16 protein-coding genes and 1 pseudogene are annotated in these 19,028 nt (G+C 39.2%); 13 read left to right on the forward strand and 4 right to left on the reverse strand.

Annotation, left to right across the window (positions count from 1 at the left end):
- The 6 genes and pseudogenes from GNE10_RS17430 to GNE10_RS17455 form a co-directional block, all read left to right on the forward strand.
- A pseudogene (locus tag GNE10_RS17430) lies at positions 1-183 on the forward strand (hypothetical protein); the annotation flags it as partial.
- Between the two features lie 58 nt (positions 184-241).
- A complete protein-coding gene (gene rpsP / locus GNE10_RS17435; protein WP_073644048.1) occupies positions 242-502 on the forward strand; it encodes a 30S ribosomal protein S16 in 261 nt (86 codons plus the stop codon).
- Positions 465-899: a KH domain-containing protein gene (locus GNE10_RS17440; protein WP_185566261.1), complete on the forward strand. Its 435-nt coding sequence runs from the start codon at positions 465-467 to the stop codon at positions 897-899. The genes rpsP and GNE10_RS17440 overlap by 38 nt, the downstream gene beginning before the upstream one ends.
- A 176-nt stretch (positions 900-1,075) precedes the next feature.
- Positions 1,076-1,249 (forward strand): 30S ribosomal protein S21, encoded by a 174-nt coding sequence (rpsU, locus tag GNE10_RS17445; RefSeq protein WP_099071905.1) that lies wholly within the window; start codon positions 1,076-1,078, stop codon positions 1,247-1,249.
- Positions 1,250-1,430: 181 nt separating this feature from the next.
- Positions 1,431-2,384, forward strand: a complete 954-nt coding sequence (locus tag GNE10_RS17450; protein ID WP_099071906.1) for a PhoH family protein — start codon at positions 1,431-1,433, stop codon at positions 2,382-2,384.
- Between the two features lie 30 nt (positions 2,385-2,414).
- Positions 2,415-2,819, forward strand: coding sequence for a ChuX/HutX family heme-like substrate-binding protein (locus GNE10_RS17455; RefSeq protein ID WP_185566262.1), 405 nt, complete (start codon positions 2,415-2,417; stop codon positions 2,817-2,819).
- A gap of 100 nt (positions 2,820-2,919) precedes the next feature.
- On the opposite strand, the gene GNE10_RS17460 is transcribed toward GNE10_RS17455, so the two are convergent.
- Positions 2,920-3,258 (reverse strand): carbon dioxide-concentrating mechanism protein CcmK, encoded by a 339-nt coding sequence (locus GNE10_RS17460; protein WP_185566263.1) that lies wholly within the window; start codon positions 3,256-3,258, stop codon positions 2,920-2,922.
- A 270-nt stretch (positions 3,259-3,528) separates the two neighbouring features.
- Here GNE10_RS17460 and GNE10_RS17465 point away from each other — a divergent pair, with 270 nt between their 5' ends.
- From GNE10_RS17465 to GNE10_RS17490, 6 genes are all read left to right on the forward strand, one after another.
- A complete protein-coding gene (locus GNE10_RS17465; protein ID WP_185566264.1) occupies positions 3,529-4,329 on the forward strand; it encodes a DUF6816 family protein in 801 nt (266 codons plus the stop codon).
- A gap of 88 nt (positions 4,330-4,417) precedes the next feature.
- Positions 4,418-6,238 carry an ABC transporter ATP-binding protein gene (locus tag GNE10_RS17470; protein WP_185566265.1) on the forward strand — a complete coding sequence of 607 codons (1,821 nt, stop codon included), beginning with the start codon at positions 4,418-4,420 and terminating at the stop codon, positions 6,236-6,238.
- Between the two features lie 315 nt (positions 6,239-6,553).
- Positions 6,554-7,693 carry a VWA domain-containing protein gene (locus GNE10_RS17475; RefSeq protein WP_185566266.1) on the forward strand — a complete coding sequence of 380 codons (1,140 nt, stop codon included), beginning with the start codon at positions 6,554-6,556 and terminating at the stop codon, positions 7,691-7,693.
- A 19-nt stretch (positions 7,694-7,712) separates the two neighbouring features.
- Positions 7,713-10,997, forward strand: a complete 3,285-nt coding sequence (locus GNE10_RS17480; protein ID WP_185566267.1) for a tubulin-like doman-containing protein — start codon at positions 7,713-7,715, stop codon at positions 10,995-10,997.
- A 67-nt stretch (positions 10,998-11,064) separates the two neighbouring features.
- A complete protein-coding gene (locus tag GNE10_RS17485) occupies positions 11,065-12,714 on the forward strand; it encodes a hypothetical protein (RefSeq protein ID WP_185566268.1) in 1,650 nt (549 codons plus the stop codon).
- 115 nt (positions 12,715-12,829) lie between these two features.
- Positions 12,830-13,477, forward strand: coding sequence for a flagellar motor protein (locus GNE10_RS17490; protein ID WP_099071913.1), 648 nt, complete (start codon positions 12,830-12,832; stop codon positions 13,475-13,477).
- Positions 13,478-13,868: 391 nt separating this feature from the next.
- Here GNE10_RS17490 and GNE10_RS17495 read toward each other — a convergent pair whose 3' ends face one another.
- From GNE10_RS17495 to GNE10_RS17505, 3 genes are all read right to left on the reverse strand, one after another.
- Complete coding sequence (locus GNE10_RS17495) at positions 13,869-14,780, reverse strand: hypothetical protein (RefSeq protein WP_185566269.1); 912 nt, start codon at positions 14,778-14,780, stop codon at positions 13,869-13,871.
- A 414-nt stretch (positions 14,781-15,194) separates the two neighbouring features.
- Complete coding sequence (locus GNE10_RS17500) at positions 15,195-16,301, reverse strand: ABC transporter ATP-binding protein (RefSeq protein ID WP_185566270.1); 1,107 nt, start codon at positions 16,299-16,301, stop codon at positions 15,195-15,197.
- A gap of 107 nt (positions 16,302-16,408) precedes the next feature.
- On the reverse strand, positions 16,409-17,128 hold the full coding sequence (locus GNE10_RS17505; protein WP_185566271.1) for a GUN4 domain-containing protein: 720 nt from the start codon (positions 17,126-17,128) through the stop codon (positions 16,409-16,411).
- A gap of 387 nt (positions 17,129-17,515) precedes the next feature.
- Between GNE10_RS17505 and GNE10_RS17510 the strand changes: the two genes are divergently transcribed.
- Positions 17,516-18,937, forward strand: coding sequence for an NADP-dependent isocitrate dehydrogenase (locus tag GNE10_RS17510; protein ID WP_185566272.1), 1,422 nt, complete (start codon positions 17,516-17,518; stop codon positions 18,935-18,937).
- Positions 18,938-19,028: the final 91 nt, after the last annotated feature.

The raw sequence follows: 19,028 nt of genomic DNA on the forward strand, positions 1-19,028 counted from the left end.
GGCATGGGGTATGAGGGAGATGAGGAGATGGGGAGATGGGGAGACAAGGAAGTGTGGGGAGTGTGGGGGGAAAGATTTCTTCCCCATCCTCCCACACCTCCCACACCTCCTGCTTGCCCAATGCCCATTGCCCAATGCCCATTGCCCAATGCCCATTGCCCAGAAAATAGCATCAAACACTAGACCAGTGCTAAAATTAGCATTTCGGCATACCTAATAACAGGAGAATGATTCTTCAACCATGATCAAACTGCGCTTGAAGCGATACGGTAAAAAGCGGGAAGCAAGTTACCGCATTGTAGCCATTAATAGCCTCGCTCGTCGCGATGGTCGTCCCCTAGAAGAGTTGGGATTCTACAACCCCAGAACTGATGAAGTGCGACTAGATGTTCCCGGCATCGTCAAGCGACTACAACAAGGCGCTCAACCTACTGACACGGTACGTCGCATCTTAGTAAAAGCCAATGTTTTTGAACAGGTCAGTGCCACAGCCGCATCATAATTTCGGAACAAACTCCCCAAAAGCCAGTCCCAATTATGTTGGGCTTGTTAAGTTTTTGGTACAGCCGTTTTTAGAATCTCCAGAGACTTTAAGCGTCGATAGTGAAATTTCCCAAACCCTAAATCGGGTTTGGATTCGCATCGCCTTTGACAGCACAGATAAAGGAAAAGTGTTTGGTCGAGGAGGACGTAATATTCAGGCAATTCGTACAGTAATTGCCGCAGCCGCAGCCGCAGCTGGGCAATCAGTATACCTGGATATCTACGGCAGCACTACTCCAGGTCGGGAGGGTATGTCTTTTGATGAAGACACAGAGGATCGATTGCCGCCACCACCAAAAACAAGAGAACCGCGAACAAATGGGCCCAAACCCATTGTTAAACCCCGTATCCGCTAGATTAAAACTAGAAAAACAAGTCTGAGCGGTTGTGGTTACCTCCGCTCAGAATTTTTGTGGAGATGGAAAGTAGCAAAAATCTATTTTTTTGAATCTTGCCATCAATTACATACTGATCAAACTAGCTGATAGTCATATACAACCGTGATAATCCCTGTAAGGAGGTGAACCAGGGAGTGGCTGAAATTCGTTTGGGTGAAAATGAGTCAATTGACTCAGCACTAAGACGCTTTAAAAAGAAAATTCAAAAAGCCGGAATTTTATCCGAAATCAAACGTCGTGAAAGATACGAAAAACCCAGTTTGCGGCGGAAGCGCAAAGCAGAACTCGCACGTAAAGTTGTTCGTTAATAAATCAAAGAAACCTTAGTTTTAGAGACGTTGCAATTGCAACGTCTCTAAAAAGATTTTGAAATCGCGCACCCACGTTTTCATGCATGAAATTGGCAATACCAAAAAAATAATTTCCAAATCCCAAATTTAAGTTGTGCTCAAAGCGCACCAAGGGTGCGACTCAAATCTAAAATTACTTATGGTAGGTGCTTCAACAATTCAGTTGCCAAATATTTCCAGTGCCATTGCTCTTGCAGGAGATGGAGAAGAAAATCTCAAATTTCTATCTCGGCAAACAGGAGCTAATTTAGTGTTGCGCGGACAAGAATTACTGATTTCTGGTACAGATAAGCAAATTGAACTGGCGACGAAATTAGTGCGATCGCTTGAAGAACTGTGGACTAAAGGCAATACAATATCCAGTGCCGATATTTTAACAGCTCGTCAAGCCATAGATGGCGATCGGCAAGGCGAACTGCAAGATTTACAACGAGATGTCCTCGCCAGAAGCCGCCGAGGCGAAGAAATTCGCGCCAAAACCTTTCGTCAACGTCAATACATCGAGGCAATACGCAAACGAGACCTCACCTTTGGTATTGGGCCTGCCGGTACTGGTAAGACTTATCTGGCTGTAGTTGTGGCCGTCCAAGCACTCCTAGCCAATCAATTTGAAAAACTCATTTTAACTCGTCCTGCCGTAGAAGCAGGCGAACGACTCGGCTTTTTACCTGGAGACTTGCAACAAAAAGTCAATCCCTACCTCCGCCCACTTTACGACGCTATTTACGAATTCATCGACCCCGAAAAAGTACCCAATTTAATGGAACGCGGTGTCATTGAAGTTGCACCACTGGCTTATATGCGGGGACGTACTCTGAATAATGCCTTTGTAATTGTAGATGAAGCCCAAAATACTACACCAGGTCAGATGAAAATGGTTTTAACTCGTTTGGGCTTTCGTTCCAAAATGGTAATTACAGGCGATATTACCCAAACAGATTTGCCACTCAACCAACCATCAGGCCTAACAATAGCATTGCAAATTTTAAAACATGTAGAAGGCATCGCCTTTTGTGAATTTTCCCAAAAAGATGTTGTTCGCCATCCATTAGTTCAGCGAATTGTCGCTGCTTATGAACAACATGAAAAATAGATATGACTAATAACTCAGGACAAATAACAAATGACCACAACATTAAAAGAATTTTTAGCGGCTTGTGAAAATCTAGGAACTTTGCGTCTAATTGTTACTAGCAGTGCTGCTGTTTTGGAAGCAAGGGGTAAGTTAGAAAAGCTATTTTATGCAGAATTACCCAAGGGTAAATATGCAAATATGCACACCGAAGGTTTTGAATTTCACTTGAATATGGACAGAATTACTCAAGTGAAATTTGAAACAGGGGAAGCAAAAAGAGGTAATTTTACAACTTATGCCATTCGGTTTTTAGATGATAAACAAGAGCCAGCTTTAAGCTTATTTTTGCAATGGGGTAAGCCAGGAGAATATGAACCAGGACAAGTGGAAAATTGGCAAGCTTTAAAAGAAAAGTACGGTGAAATTTGGCAACCTTTACCAGCTGAAATTTAATTAGACATTTGATGAAATTAATTCTGTTTTATCCTAAGCCTTTGTAGAGACGTAGCAATGCTACGTCTCTACACAGCATTGCTACGTCTCTACTACGTCTCTACACAGACAGGGGTGGAGGAAATCGAATATCTGCGCTAAATTGTTCCACATTGGCACTGCGATAAATGGGTAAAACATATTCTAAATTTTCGTGGGGGCGGGGAATAATATGCTCAGAAAGCACCTCACCACCGTTTACACGCAACGCTGCCTTTAGCCCTGCGGTTATTGCCACATCCACCTCGCCCACAACTCCACGAATTAACACAGTAATTCGTCCCAAATCAGTATTTTCATACCCCACAAGCGTCACACGGGCAGCTTTACACATGGCATCTCCCACTTCCACTGCTGTGGGAACGCCGTAAACTTCAATCATACCTAGTGCCAATGTCACGTCGCTTTGCTCCGAATTAAAAATTTAAAATTCTAAATTAATCATCCCCATCAATAAATTCAGGGGTTTGTATCCTTTGAGCTTTCGGTCATATTTGTAACAGAATTGAGGATTGTATGTTGGTAGATCTGTAAAATTGTACACCACTACGGCTAATTCATTTTGTTGCAAAGATTTTGTCTGCCCATACACATCAGTTCATTAATCAAATCGGACTGAATATATTCATTTTTCATCAATAAATAATCAATGTTTAATACAAAATTACTCATGTTTATAATTAAGAGTATTTGGAGTTTTTGTTTGCTGATTTTATTCTTCTTAGGAAGTGGAGAAGCCGTTGCAGGGGAGTTGTCTCAACGCTTAGCTAACTTTCCTCAGTGGGAAAAATTAACTTCCGTACAACCAGCATCGGGTGATTTAGTTTACCCTGAGTGGATGGCTGGCACTTGGGAGGTAACAAGTACGTTAATAGATTTGGTTGCGCCTTTAGCTCCAGATATTGTGACGCCGGGGTTTGAAGGTAATCGCCGACAATTGAATCAACCTGTAAGTTTTCTAGTAAGATTTATCAAAGAACAACCACGTAATACTGGATTTAAAATACTTCCTTGGGTAGATAGCAAATCACCAATTTTAGTAGCAGATAGAGCATTTAATAGTTTGAATTTGGCACGGGCTTCTTTAGGAAATGAAGCGGTGTTAGCAGTTAAAGTAGATCCAGATTCACCTAATCGTCAAATTACATTTTTGCGTAGCAGTCGCCAGCTAGTTTCCACTGTTACTGCACGGGCTACAGAAACTACTCCTGATGGTAAGTTTGTGACAACAGAAGTATTTCAACAACTATTTAAAGGCAGTTCTCGTCCTTATTTAAATTCTGTAGAATCTACCACGGCTTACCACAAAGTGATGGCGGATAATCCAGCAATTGAAGCGGATCAAGTCACTGCTGTTTATCTTTCACCCCAAGATCCAAATTATTTTATCGCAGGTTCTCGCCCAGTAGCTCTTTATCGCTATCATTTGCAATTTGTCCCCGCACAAGTACTTACTAATTCAAAGGAGTGATTTCAACTTTTAGCCCTTGACTATTTTGTAGTATACCTGTAACTTATAAGTTCCAAGCTCACGATCGCGCTCTTGGAAGGTGTGCATCATGGCGACATTTCGAGATATTGTCAGTTACTTTCGTGCTGACTGGAAGCAGAGTGTTTTCAGTATCACAGCATCTAGCATTTACGAGGTTATTGATTTAGTTGTACCTTATGTGATTGGGCAGATTTTAAATGTTTTGTCCAATGAACCGTTGGATAAACCCCTTGCAAGTGCCATTGCAACTTTTTCTGACATCATAAATTACCCAGTGAATAAATCTCTATCTTTGGGAGTATTACTGAGTTTAATTTTTGTTGTCACTGTAGTGAGAGCGCCTACACAACCTTGGTTAACAATTTGGTATCATTGGGCTATTGCTTTAAGGCGGCGTCGCTATCAAAGCCAAACAGCCATCGAAAAAATTCTCACCCTGCCACTAGAATTTTATGATGAAAATAATCCGGGACGCATTGCTGGGCGTGTAGCTAGAGGTATTGGGAACCATACTTTTTCATATCCCGAAATTGCCGGACAATTGATTCCTAAATTGATTCGTGTACTGGCAATTTTTGTATTTATTTTAGTCATCGAATGGCGAATTGCAGTTTTGTATTTAATTTCTTTTGTGTTTATTCTTGGCTTCACATTGAAGCACTTACAGCGGCTAATTTGGCACGAAACTCTTCTAGATAAATATATGGAAGATACCGAAAGCCGCACTTCCGAATTGATTACAAATATCAAAACTGTGAAAGCCTTTGCTACAGAAGCTAAGGAATTGAAGCGACAAAACCAGAGATTAGATCGAGAGCTAAAACTAGTTATCGATCGCGTCCACGTAGGTTATGTGAAACTGTCTATTTGGCAAAGAAGCGTAATTCAGTTTTGTGTGTTTGCAATTTTGGGATTAACTTTAGCCGCAACGGTGGACGGGAGAATTTCTCTCGGTCATTTTATCATGGTTTTAACTCTTTCTAGCATGGCTTATGCCGAACTAGAACCTATTAGTACTTTGGCAGAAAGCTTTGCCCGTCGTTATTCCTCTATGTTGCGGTTTCACGAATTTCTTCAAGAACCAACTGGAGAAGATTCTATTGGTCTTGTAGAAGAGAATAATCAGACAGAATCAGCTTATAAATTCACTGGAAAAATTGAATTTTTCCATGTAAATTTTGGATATAATCCCAATCTTCAAGTTTTGCAAGACATTAACTTGTTGATTGAGCCATATCAAACAGTGGCATTAGTGGGGCGTTCTGGTTCTGGAAAGTCTACTTTAGTGAAATTGCTGTTGCGATATTTTGAACCTCAATCAGGTGAAATTTTCATTGATGGTCAAGATATTCGCACTTTAGATGTGGGTAAATATAGACGAAGATTAGCGATCGTTCATCAAGAAGTAGACGTTTTTAACGGTACGCTATTGGAAAATCTCACCTATGGTAAGCGGGATGCCAGTTTGGAGGAGGTTCGAGAAGCTTGTCAAATTGCGAGAGTCGATGAAGTGGTGCAGCACTTACCCCAAGGTTATTACACCGTTGTTGGAGAACGAGGCGTTCGCTTATCTGGAGGACAAAGACAACGTTTGGGAATTGCTAGGGCGTTGTTAGTAAAACCAGACGTGCTGGTTTTTGACGAAGCCACCTCCAGCTTAGATTATGAGTCAGAACGTTCAATTCAGCTAGCAATGCGATCGATCCAAGGTACTTGCACCACCATTGTCATCGCCCACCGTCTGAGTACAGTACGGGAAGCAGATAAAATTGTAGTGCTAGACCAAGGAAGGATTGTAGAAGTGGGTAGCCACGACGAACTTTTACGTCACGAGGGTATTTATCGCCGCTTGCACTCCCTCCAAGAAACTGGAGAACTTTTAAATTAGGCCAAATTATCTGGCGTTCTAAGAGAAGTGGGGAAAGGGCAAATAAAAACCCTTTTCCCAACAATACTATAAATTTTCAGTCACCAGTCATAATGTATACAGTATGTGATAATAGACTTCAAGCAAAAGTCATCGCATACTGAACTCCCTTTGTCTGAGTAACGCAAAAAGCACAGCTTACTATTCGCGAGTGCGTAAATAATATAGTTGGAGTTTTTATCATGACCATTTTTATATGGAGATGAAAGCACAAATTACATTTACTAAATATTTATATAAAAAGTTCGATACATTATTTAATAATTTGTATTATTTGTGGATACAAACAAAATTACTCCGGGGCAAACACTTACTTCTACACAAAAAGTTGGCTTAGATTTAGTTGCCATTTTGGGTGGCGGACGAGATGTTGTCTTAGCCATTGATTTGACAGAAAGCGTGGGATTGAATGATGAAGGTCGTATTCGCTTACGTCAAATTATTACCGATAGCCTCAAACCCGGAGATACTGTATACGTTATTCCTTTTGCTCAAGATATAGTTTTAAATGAGGTGAAATCGGATGCAAATCCGTTGGGCGCACCCATATATTTCAGTAGTCAAAATCAAGAAAATATTGACAAAATTTTAGGAAAAATTCCTTCCCCAGACCTGAGATATTACGGTACAGATATTCAGCAAGCTGAGTTGACTATTTATCAAGGTCTAGCTCAGATTAATCAAAATCGCCTACAAGCAAATCAAAACATCAAGCCGCAATCAGTGGTTTGGATTAGTGATGCACCTTTATTTACAAAACCAGGAATTACCTCAGATACTTGGATAGAAACACCTGCTGGTAGTCCCTTTCGCCTAGCAGATTCTCCAGAAAGCCAACAACGACAAGCATGGATTAATAGTTTACCGATTAATAGGCGATCGCTATCAATTAAAACACAGAATAATCAAGAATATAAACTCACAGTAGTAGACATTGCTCCTACAGTCCAGGAATTTTGCACGCCAGCACCAGGTAATCAAGAAACCTGTTTAGTTACGCCTTATTTAGTGAAAAAATTATGGTTGCCTGGATTATTCTCAATATTAATATTTATTGCACTTATTTTAGCTGGATTAAAAGTATATCGATTGCGAAAAAAATGGGAATTAATAGTCGATTTTGAAGTCACAGCCAAGCCAGAAGACCAAAAATGTACTTTGCCAAATAATAAAAGAATTGCAATTGGTGAATATGATTCCACTTGTGTAGATTCTATTGACTGTCCAGGAGAAGAAGTTAGAGCATATTTAGAGCGCAAAGGTGAAAAACTTTATTTAGTACCAACTAATTTGGCAGCAATTTATTACAACGAGCGCGAAATTACCTCACGTACTCTCATAAATAAATCTAAATTTCGCATTAATTGTCCATATCGTAAACGCGACTACGAAATCATTATTAAACTTAAAAAATAATTATTATTAGGTGCATACTATGAGTCAAGCAACTACAAATGAATTTCAATATCGGGGAATTAATCGCACAATTTGTATTGGCTTAGGCGGTACTGGACGCGATGTATTAATGAGAATTCGACGGTTAATTGTTGACCGTTATGGTGATTTAAGCAACTTGCCAATTGTCAGTTTCATTCACATTGACACAGATAAAGCCGCAACCCAAATAACTGGTATTCGCACAGGAAGTACCTATCATGGTGTAGACCTCAGCTTTAAAGAGGCAGAAAAAGTTAGCGCTACAATGTCCTCCAATGAAGTTAGTATGTTTATTCAAGGACTGGAGCGACGCTCAGAATATACTCGTCACGGCCCTTATGACCATATTGGCAGATGGTTTCCACCACAATTATTGCGAAATATTAAAGCAGTTGAAGAAGGTGCAAAAGGTATTCGACCTGTAGGAAGACTAGCTTTTTTTCATAATTATCAAAAGATTAAAACAGCAATTGAAAGCGCAGAAAGACGCACTAGAGGACATGATTCTTTATTGCTAAAAGCAGGTTTGAGAGTCGAACCAGGATTGAGCATTTTTGTAGTTGGTTCTCTTTGTGGCGGTACTGGTAGCGGTATGTTTTTGGATATTGCTTATAGTCTGCGGCATCTTTATGGCGACCAAAGCGCCCAAATATTCAGCTATTTAATCGTTAGTCCAGAATTATATGGCAATGCTCCTAGCATGAGCGCCAATACTTATGCTGCTCTCAAAGAATTAAATTACTATAGTACGCCAGGGACAAAATTTGAAGCTTTTTATGACATTGCAAATTTAACTTTTATTCAAGAACAGCGTCCGCCTTTTGACTACACATATTTAGTATCTAGTCAAACTGGAGGCGAATATTCGATTCTTTTCCAAGGTAAGCTATGTAACGTCATCGCTCATAAAATTGCTCTCGATTTTTCCAGTGAATTAGCACCAGCAATTAAAGCCAGTAGAGATAATTTTCTTCAACACATGATTCAGTGGGATAAACACCCGCGTCCTAATACCCAGCGTTACTTAACATTTGGCTTAGCGGCTATTTATTTTCCCCGCGATACTATAGTGCAAATTGCTTTGAACCGCGTTAGTTTGGAACTAGTTAAATTTTGGTTAAACGGCAAAGGTCAAAGTCCAGATCCATTAAATTTAATCGAACAATTCCTGATTCAAAATCATTGGCACAACGACCCAGAAAGCAAGGATAACTTTACTAGCAAACTGGCAGAATCAGTCCAAGAAAATAATAAGAGTTTTCGCAATACTATCAGTGCTTGGAGAAATAAACTAGAACGACAAATTTCAGAGTGTCAAAAGCGTGAAAATCGCACTGATATTCGCGGACAATTGCCAAGAGAATTTAGAGAACAATTCCGTAAAGTCCAGCCTGGTGAAACTGAAAGCACTAGGGGAATTTGGCTGACAAAATTGATACAGGTTTCTCCCAATATTGCTAAGGAACTCAAAAGTAATATTGATGAATATCTTAGTCAATTACTTACACCCACAGATGCTAATTTCTCCATTAAAAGTACCCGTGATTGGCTAGATGCATTGCAACATGAATTGCATAACTATCAGTTAAATTTGCAAGAAAAAATTACTGATAATGGAGGAATGAGAATTATAGAAGATTTAGAAAGGAGATGGCGCGATACCGAACAAACAATGGAGGATATCGAACAAAAGGCGAGTATTCCTTTACTAAATAATAAAAATAGCCAATTTCAAGACGAAGCTAGAAAATCAATCCAGGAAGCCTGCAAAATTATTCAGCATAACTTCGATGTCACAATTGTGCAAGAAGCGCTAAAAGTTGTGAATCAGTTACAAAAGCACGTCCAAGAAAGAGCAACTCAAGTTGCAGCATTTAATAGCTTAGTAGAAGATTTACAAAGTTTCTACGAAAAGCAAGATAGGGACTTGAGGCAATTGAATTTTGACGAAATGAGCGGTGAAGCAATATTTGATAGTGAAGATATTGATAGCTGCTATCAAACTATTTTACCTACAGATGATTCCCGTAGGCAATTTGTGTTAGTTAGTTCCACAATTACAGAACAAACTGGTAGAGGACTGTCTTTAGCGAGTTTTATCAATAGAGAACGCAGTACTGTAGACCAGTTACAAAAAGAAATCGATCTCAAAGTTGATAAATTATTTGCTTCTCGAAGTATTAATATTGTCAATTCTGTGATTAAGCGATTTATGCAAAACTACTCGTTAGCAGTGCGTTCAACTCGTTTAGCACAAGTGATGCAAGAAGCAGAACCACTGTTGCGTTTGAATTTAAGCGACCCTTATTTTCGTGAAGACCCGGCTAAAAGTAGTAAATTAGTCGGTTTTAAAGATACAGATGATTCAGAAGTTAGACAGTTTAAAACTTTACTCACACAAGATATCGGAGTCGAACCCAGTGTTTTAAAAGCAACACAAGCAGAAGACGAAATTTTAATTGTTAATGAATATGCTGGTTTTCCCCTCAGATTAATTAGTAGTCTGGAAAAAATGAGGAATCCGTATTTACGAGAACAACATTCTGCTTCTTCTTTTTTGCATAACGACCATAACGTTTCTTTTCCCGATATCATTCCGCCTGATGCAAAAAAAATGGAAGAGTTAGAAGATATTTTTTATCCTTCTCTGGCATTGGAATTATTAACAAATAATCAGGAAAATAAACAATTAGAATTTCAATATTACGATCAATTACGCTATAGCTATAATATTGCTGGTTTAAGTCTAGAGTGGAGTCAAGCTTTAGAGGAACTTGCTAACCGCCAGGATATGACTGAAGCTTTGCAACAGCTTTTAGATAATGAAATTGCTGTCATTGCCAGAGAACCTGAACTTTGGGATAGTACATATTCACCTAAACTTAAACAGTTTATTGAAGAAGTACATAGTTTGCCGGAAGATCATCCGAATTACCCCTATAAAATAGCAGTAATTGGAATTTCCCCCAATCTTGACCCTACAGCTAAAGAGGGAATTATCAATCGCTTTCGGAGAAAGATAAATGAGCGATTTAAAAATTTACAAAATCGTAGTATTACGCCAGCGAAAAATACAGTAAATCAGCCAGCATTTAGTGATGAAATCGTGATTGACTCTCCAGTCGATTCTATTAATCACTCATCCAAATTAGATTATACTGATAATCGTGCGAAAAGACGCTTAGAATTAGAACGTCTGAAACAAGATTTAGCTGATGAATTAATTACAGAAGAAGAATACGATCGCGAAAAACAAAGAATCTTCGCTCAGTACCCTCTATAAGTCTATTTTTTAGTTTGGCGAACACCAAACTATTTTATATATCTTTACAAATTCACAAATTATTTTCATGCCACCAATACCTCTTGAGTTAATTATTCTCACCCTTTTATTTGTAGTTTTACCATCTATCACTACCATTTTTTATCGCTTAGCTCTCCATCGACATCTGATAAATGTAGAAGAAAAGGTAAGAAGATTAATTAATAGACAACCATCTGGACAGCAACCCAAAATAGTAGACAAGTTACAAGAAAGATTTAAAGAAGCTAGTAGCAACTTAGACCAAGTTAATACAGCTGCATTAATAGACCAAATTTATAGCCAAGAAAAAGTTGGGGGATTTACCTGCGAACAAATAGATTACTTCTGTCGTATCCTCCCCAATTTACTCTTAGCCTTTGGGTTACTTGGTACTTTTTTCGGCATTACGATTAATTTAGGTACACTTAGTCAAACAATCAATCAAACGAATAGTACTAATGTTAGTGGTTTACTTGCAGAATTAAAAAAACCGTTGGAAGGTATGAGTATTGCTTTCATCACAAGCTTAACGGGACTTTTTTTTAGTACTGTATTAACATTATTTAATTGGTTGAAAAATACTAGTTTTGCTAAATATAGACTTATTAGTTCCCTGGAAGATTATCTAGATAATATTTACCATCCTAAAGTACAAGGTGATACTCGCCTTGATAAAATTGTCAATAAAATGGTATCTCAGCAAGATCAATTTTTAACTAGATTTGGTTCTACAATGCGGCAAGCAATAGAAGAACCGATGAAAAGTGTAGTTAAAGAAATGAAGCAAGGAAATGAAGAAGCTCGTCATTTAGCCACACAAGTTTATGAAAGATTTTATGAAGCTGCTGGGACTATATCTGCGGCTGCTAATGAATTTAAACACACAATTGATGAACTGAATAAAAAATCTGATGTATTTAAACAGTCTGCGGAAATATTTGCTAAGAGTCAGTTTCCGCAAAAATTATCAGCAGCTACGGGCGATTTGGCTACCATACAAGAAAGATTTTCCCAATCCGCTGCCAGTTTAGCCGAGACTACTAAATTTATTCAACAAGCAGTAGTAGAAGTGCAGCGTTGTAGTGGAGAATTAACTGCTTTAGGATTAGATATTAAAAATAGCAATCAAACTGCAATTCAAGTTTTAGAGTTGCATCAAAATAATCAAAACTCCCTGGGTGAGATTATTCCCCAACTCAAACAGGGAGCAAATAGTTTTTCCAGAGCAATTAATAAACTTGACAAATTAGAGAAAGAAATTGTTAGTAAATCTGAGACTTTTACAAAATTAGTAGAACTTGTCAAAAACCATACAGAACAAACTAATTTAGCGGTTGAAACATTAGGCGATCGCCTGATTTTAAATTTATCACAGCAAATCGGTTATAACAACCAACAAATTAAAACCGTCGCCACCAATTTTGAAGGATTTGCCAATCAATTCATTGTCAAAATGGATATGTCGAAATCAGATTTTATCGATATTATTCAAAATAACAATGATAAATTTAATACTGAATACAAAAATGTCAGCGCTATGATAATTAAGGGAATTATTCAACAAACAGAAATAAATAAACAAGGTATAGAAATGTTAATTAGTAATGTTCAACAATTTAATCAAGATGTCAATAATATCAAAAATGAAATTTCTCAATTGAGACAGAGAATGGAAAAGCAAATAAACACAAATTAAATTTTTAATATTAATATAAATTGGTATATAGTCTATTATTTGAAATTCTCAGTAATCCTTTGTAATCAATTCTTTTATTTAATCCGACATCTAAAATCCCAAATTAACAAAATTTATGGTTCGTCGTTCGCGACATACTGACTACAATGAAGATTTAAATATTTGGCCGGCTTTTACAGACTTGATGTCTAATGCCTTCATGATTTTGCTACTATTATTGCTACTAGCCAGCACCAAATATACAATATCGCAAATAACTAATCCAGGAACGCCACCCATTTTACTCATTAAAGATGAAAATTCTAGATTCGATCCAGGTAGCGCTGTAATTCCACCAACCATGTTGAATTTTATTACAAATAAACTCGTACCTGATATAGAAAAAACCGCAAAAACTTACAACATTAATACAGTTGAAGTTATTGGACACACTGACGAACAACCCATTGGCATTATCAGCAGTAATTTAGACAACAATTTAGAAGTAGCAGCTAACCAAGGAGGTTCAGTTAGTACACTTAAGCCTGGTTCTAACGCTGATTTAGGATTAATGCGTTCTCTTGCAGTGGTAAAAGAACTACTAAAAATTCAACAACAAAATAAAATGGCTGGTATCAGATTTCGCGCCTATTCTGCGGCACAATTAATATTACCAAGTGGTGAATTTGCTCCCATTCCACAACAAAAACGTCAGTCTGAACCAAACCGACGACGCATTGAAATTCGTTTTACACGTCTTGGTGAAGTGCGAGAAGTAAAATAATTGAGAATTAAAATTTTCAAACTACTATTTAAAATATTTATTCAAATAGTAAAAATTTATTTTTAAGATTGCAGCAATTTTTAGGTAGCCAATAACACTGTAGGGGCGCAGCATTGCTGTGCTCCTACGAAATATCTGCTGCAAATAGAGGACTCTTATTTGATTGGGTGAAAATAACTCCGTACATCCACATTCTCTGAAACCCTTTTGCCTGTTCCCTATTGCCTTTTGCCTGACTACACAAATAATTTCAGACATCAAACCGGATTCCTATAGATGGAAAAGGCTGTCAAATAAACAACTAATTAAATTTGCCAAGACTTTGCTTGGGTTGGTATTTACTTTGCTAGCTAGAGCATTGAAAAATGCTAGGATTTCACACAAAATGTTACTAAGATTTACTCTTATATGCTTCTTTTTGTGCCGCCTCACTATATTTTTTATATAGTTGAGTCCGAATCCTAGCTTCCTGATAGCGATTGTGATTTTTTGGTACGGTACTCATTAAATCTGAAGCCCGTTGCCATTTAGCAGCTATCTCTAACCACTGAGTTGAACTTGTGGCTACTTTCCCAGAAGCAGAGGCTTGGTTGGCAATTCGCACAGCCGTTCCAAATGGATCGTCAGGTGATTCAAAAACACTATTATTAGGAGTAATTAGTGTTACTGGAATTTGATTTTCTTTAGTACTTTGTGTTGTTAAAGATTTGGAAACCTCTGGTTGCATCGTGTTTTTTATTTTATTACCTAACTTGGCGTATACAAACCAACCAAGCAACAACAAAGAACAAAGACTAACTGCGGCTAATACCTTCTTGTTTTTACGTTTATTTTTGTGTTTTTCTTTGTTAACTAGTACCAAAGAACGAGACACTGGAGTTTTAGTAAAATTTGGTTTTCCTAGTTCCGCTTGGACTTGTGTCAAATCACTAATTAGTTGTTTTATGATACTTGGCTGAGTTAATGTAATTTCCTGTGACCACAGCAATTGATTCTCAGGATCGGTAGATATTTCCTTTAACCAAAGTAATTGCTGTTCGCGAACTATTCTACTATTGATGTTGACTCGGCGAATATGACGCGGTGCAGTGGATTCCAAAGTTTGTTGGATTTGTTGCACTAGGGAAGATTGCTCTAGTTGTTCTACCTTCGCTGCTTCACATAACAGTTGTAAGACGCCATTAGCAAAAATGGCTCTGGTTCTAACGCCTGAATTAGCCAGCTTTTCGTTTAATAGCTGAATAATCGCCGCCACGCTACCCTGGTGAGCTTGCCAGGCTATATCGTTTATTCTGTCTATCATCTGGGGTTTATTAATAGCTCTTACACCCTGAGTTATTGACGGATTCATTAATTTAGGAACTCTTTTCTACTGACCTTGACCTTGTCTTCGATTTTACGAGTAAAAATATCAGTTGCCAAATAAAATCACAAAATAAAGCCTCCTGTTGAGTTTTGGCAAGGAGACTGTATCACCATTAGTAGGGGGAATCTAACTCTGTAACAAAATGTATTATAATTTTTAATTTTTAGACTATCTGAGGCGACACAAAACAGAAATCTGTAGCAAGATACCCCATTTGGTAGAGGTTGATTGCCTGATAGTATCATAGTATCACCTATTCATTTGCGGTACACAGATGTAGAGACGTTGCAATTGCAATGTCTCTACAAGGTTTTGATATCTGATGAATATCCGGCTGCGTCAAATCCTCCTCTACTCATGAGGGAAAATTTTATCTCCCGTGTTGGGATCGAATACAAATAATTCATTTAAATCTAATTCTAGAGAAAGGCGATCGCCAAGACGCAAACGCACATCCCCACTAGTCTGAATATTTAACACCGTCGTCGAACCAGGTAAACCCGCACGAATCAAAGTTTCTCTTCCCAAAGGTTCCACCACTTTTACTTCAACCTGTAAGATTGCTGAGTTTTCAGTCCTCAATTGAGAATCAGTATTGATTTTTAGATGTTCCGGTCTAATTCCCAAATTCAAACTTTGTCCTTGACGCAATTTTAATTTTTGCTCCACAAATGTGGGAATGGGAAATAATTGTCCACTCACATCAAAACTCAGATTCTGATAGATTACAGGCAAAATATTCATGGGTGGACTACCTAAAAAAGTGGCCACCATTTGATTAGCTGGACTGGCATAAATGCTTTGGGGATCGCCAATTTGTTGAATGCGTCCGCGATTTAGCACCACAATTTTATCAGCCAAAGTCATTGCTTCCACTTGATCGTGGGTAACGTAGATTGTGGTGATGCCCAATTCTTGATGTAATTGTTTTAATTCTGCTCTGGTGTCATCTCGTAATTGAGCATCTAAATTAGACAAAGGTTCATCAAGTAAAAAAACTTGTGGTTCGCGGGCGATCGCTCTTCCTAAAGCTACTCGTTGTTGTTGTCCTCCAGAAAGTTGTTTGGGTTTGCGATCTAGGAGGTTTTCTATCATCAGCGATCGCGCCACATTCATGACTCTTTCTTGAATAATCTTCGAGTCAACCTGACGCATCTGTAACCCAAAAGCAATGTTTTGGGCTACCGTCATGTGAGGATAAAGAGCGTAGTTTTGGAATACCATCGCCACATCTCGTTGTCTGGCTGGGATATTATTTACCAAGCGATCGCCAATAAAGAGTTTGCCAGAAGTCGCGCTCTCCAAACCAGCGATCGTTCGTAAAATTGTAGACTTACCACAACCAGATGGCCCCACTAAAACCCAAAATTCTCCATCGGGAATTTCAAAGGTAATGTCCTCGATAGCGGTGACATTATTAAATCTACGCTTAATATCTTCTAAACGAACGTTTGCCATTATCGAATTCAAGTTAATAGTTAGGAGTTAGGAGTTAGGAATTTTAAGTTTTGAGTTTTGAGTTTTCAATTTAAAATCTCTTCAACTCATCACTCATAACTCCTAACTCATAACTGCGTCCAAGCAGCATGAGATAATAAAGAAGCAAAAACTCGCACTCCCCGCAGTTGATTAGACAGGGGCAAATGACCTCTAGGTGCGCTTAAATCCCACGTAAACTCATGGGGGTAGCGAGTCCAATTATTACCTTGTTTCCAGCCAATTTTTGGCCAGAAATTCTCCCAGTTTTTCCCCAAACTCAACCAAATTTCTCGCTGTACTGAAAAGCCAAATTTCCCTTCGGAGTGGACTAACCACAGATTATTAATGGTTTGTAAATCCACAGCAGGGTAATTTTCTACCTCAGTAAAATACAACCATTTGCGCTGTACAGCAGTAGGCCCTGAGATTTCACACATTTTTTCGATGGTCGTGCGATCGGCTGCTTGGAAATCTTGCTGTGCCAATAGCTGTTGCAAAGGATTGTAATTAATCCCGCGCTCTGATTTTAGAGGTACAATTCCCTCAGGAAACCACGAGAGCAGAAATTCTTTGGCCTGGGGTGCATCAGACTTGTAAAGTACTTGGTATGCTTTGCCATCAATCCAAGTTGGTTGATTTTCACGTCGTTTCAGCAAAAATTCCATTAACACATCTAATCCCCCATCGCCCAACTGTGCTAGCTGTGAGATAGTTTGTTGTTGGACTTGAATAGACCCAGCGATTAATGTTTGTCGGAGGGAGTCGATGTCAGTGGGAGAGCCTGATAAAATCATTGGGTCTGTCATGCCATTACTCGTATTAGCTCTAGCGTAAAAAAGCGGTCACCATCGAGCATTCTCTTAGGTGAAGCAGTGATAGCGAAAAGTAGTTTACTATTTTTGATCGTACAAAATTGCGATCGCTTCACCCAATCCCACACTAGATCCGCAAATAATGTACAAGGAAATAGGGGGAAAATCTGCGCTTCAGGGGACTGGGGAGATGGGGAGCTGGGGAGACTTGTACTGAGCAAAGCCGAAGTATGAGGAGCTGGGGAGATGAGTTTTTCCCCTCTGCCCAATGCCCCATGCCCCATGACGCCACTTGCTCTACTTGGGGAGACCCCAAGACCGCAGTGGCTCCCCCACGCCCCATGCCCAATTTCAATAGCATATTTTTAGGAGTGTTAAAGTATGTACGAAAAGATTACCCCTCCTACGAGTGGAGCAAAAATCACCTTCAAAAACGGCGAACCCATCGTACCAGATAATCCAATTATCCCTTTTATTCGGGGTGACGGTACAGGGATAGATATCTGGCCTGCTACCCAAAAGGTGCTAGATGCTGCGGTAGCTAAAGCATACAAAGGTCAGCGTCAAATTAGTTGGTTTAAGGTTTACGCTGGGGATGAAGCTTGCGATTTATACGGTACTTATCAGTATTTACCTCAAGACACTCTAACGGCAATTGAAGAATATGGTGTAGCCATTAAAGGGCCTTTAACTACCCCAGTTGGTGGTGGAATTCGTTCTTTGAATGTGGCGTTACGGCAAATTTTCGACTTGTATGCCTGCGTGCGTCCTTGTCGCTACTATGCAGGGACACCCTCACCCCACAAAAATCCAGAAAAACTGGATGTAATTGTTTATCGAGAGAATACGGAAGATATTTATTTAGGCATTGAGTGGCGACAAGGTAGTGAAATTGGCGATCGCTTAATTAAAATTCTCAACGAAGAACTCATCCCCGCCACCCCAGAACACGGGAAAAAACAAATTCCCCTCGATGCTGGTATCGGTATTAAACCCATCAGTAAAACTGGTTCCCAACGCCTAGTTAGACGCGCCATCAAACATGCTTTGCAATTGCCCAAACACAAGCAACAAGTGACTTTGGTGCATAAAGGCAACATCATGAAATACACCGAAGGCGCTTTCCGCGATTGGGGTTACGAACTAGCAACCACCGAATTTCGCCAAGAAACTGTCACCGAACGGGAATCTTGGATTTTGAGCAACAAGGAAAAAAATCCCAATATTTCCTTAGAAGAAAATGCCCGTCAAATCGATCCGGGGTTTGATGCTCTTACCGACGAGAAAAAAGCGCAAATTGTCAAGGAAGTTGAAACAGTTCTTAACTCAATTTGGGCAACCCACGGCGATGGCAAATGGAAAAATAAAATTTTGGTAAATGACCGGATTGCTGACAGTATTTTTCAGCAAATCCAAACCAGACCCGATGAGTATTCGATTCTGGCCACAATGAACTTAAACGGCGATTACCTGTCTGATGCTGCGGCTGCTATTGTCGGTGGGTTAGGAATGGGGCCAGGGGCAAATATTGGCGATAGCAGTGCCATATTTGAAGCCACCCACGGCACCGCACCCAAACACGCCGGGTTAGATAAAATTAACCCTGGTTCAGTGATTTTGTCCGGTGTGATGATGCTGGAATATCTCGGTTGGCAAGAAGCCGCAGACCTAATTAAGAAAGGTTTAGGAGATGCGATCGCCAACTCTCAAGTCACCTACGATTTAGCACGATTGCTAGAACCGCCTGTTGAACCCTTAAAATGTTCTGAATTTGCCGACGCCATAATTCAGCATTTTGATTAATTGTTAATGGGGCATGGGCAAGCGGGGAGTGTGGGAGGTGTGGGAGGTGTGGGAGGATGTGGAAGAAATCTTTCCCCCCACACTCCCCACA

Source organism: Nostoc sp. 2RC (genome assembly GCF_014222165.1).
Lineage (GTDB): Bacteria > Cyanobacteriota > Cyanobacteriia > Cyanobacteriales > Nostocaceae > Nostoc > Nostoc linckia.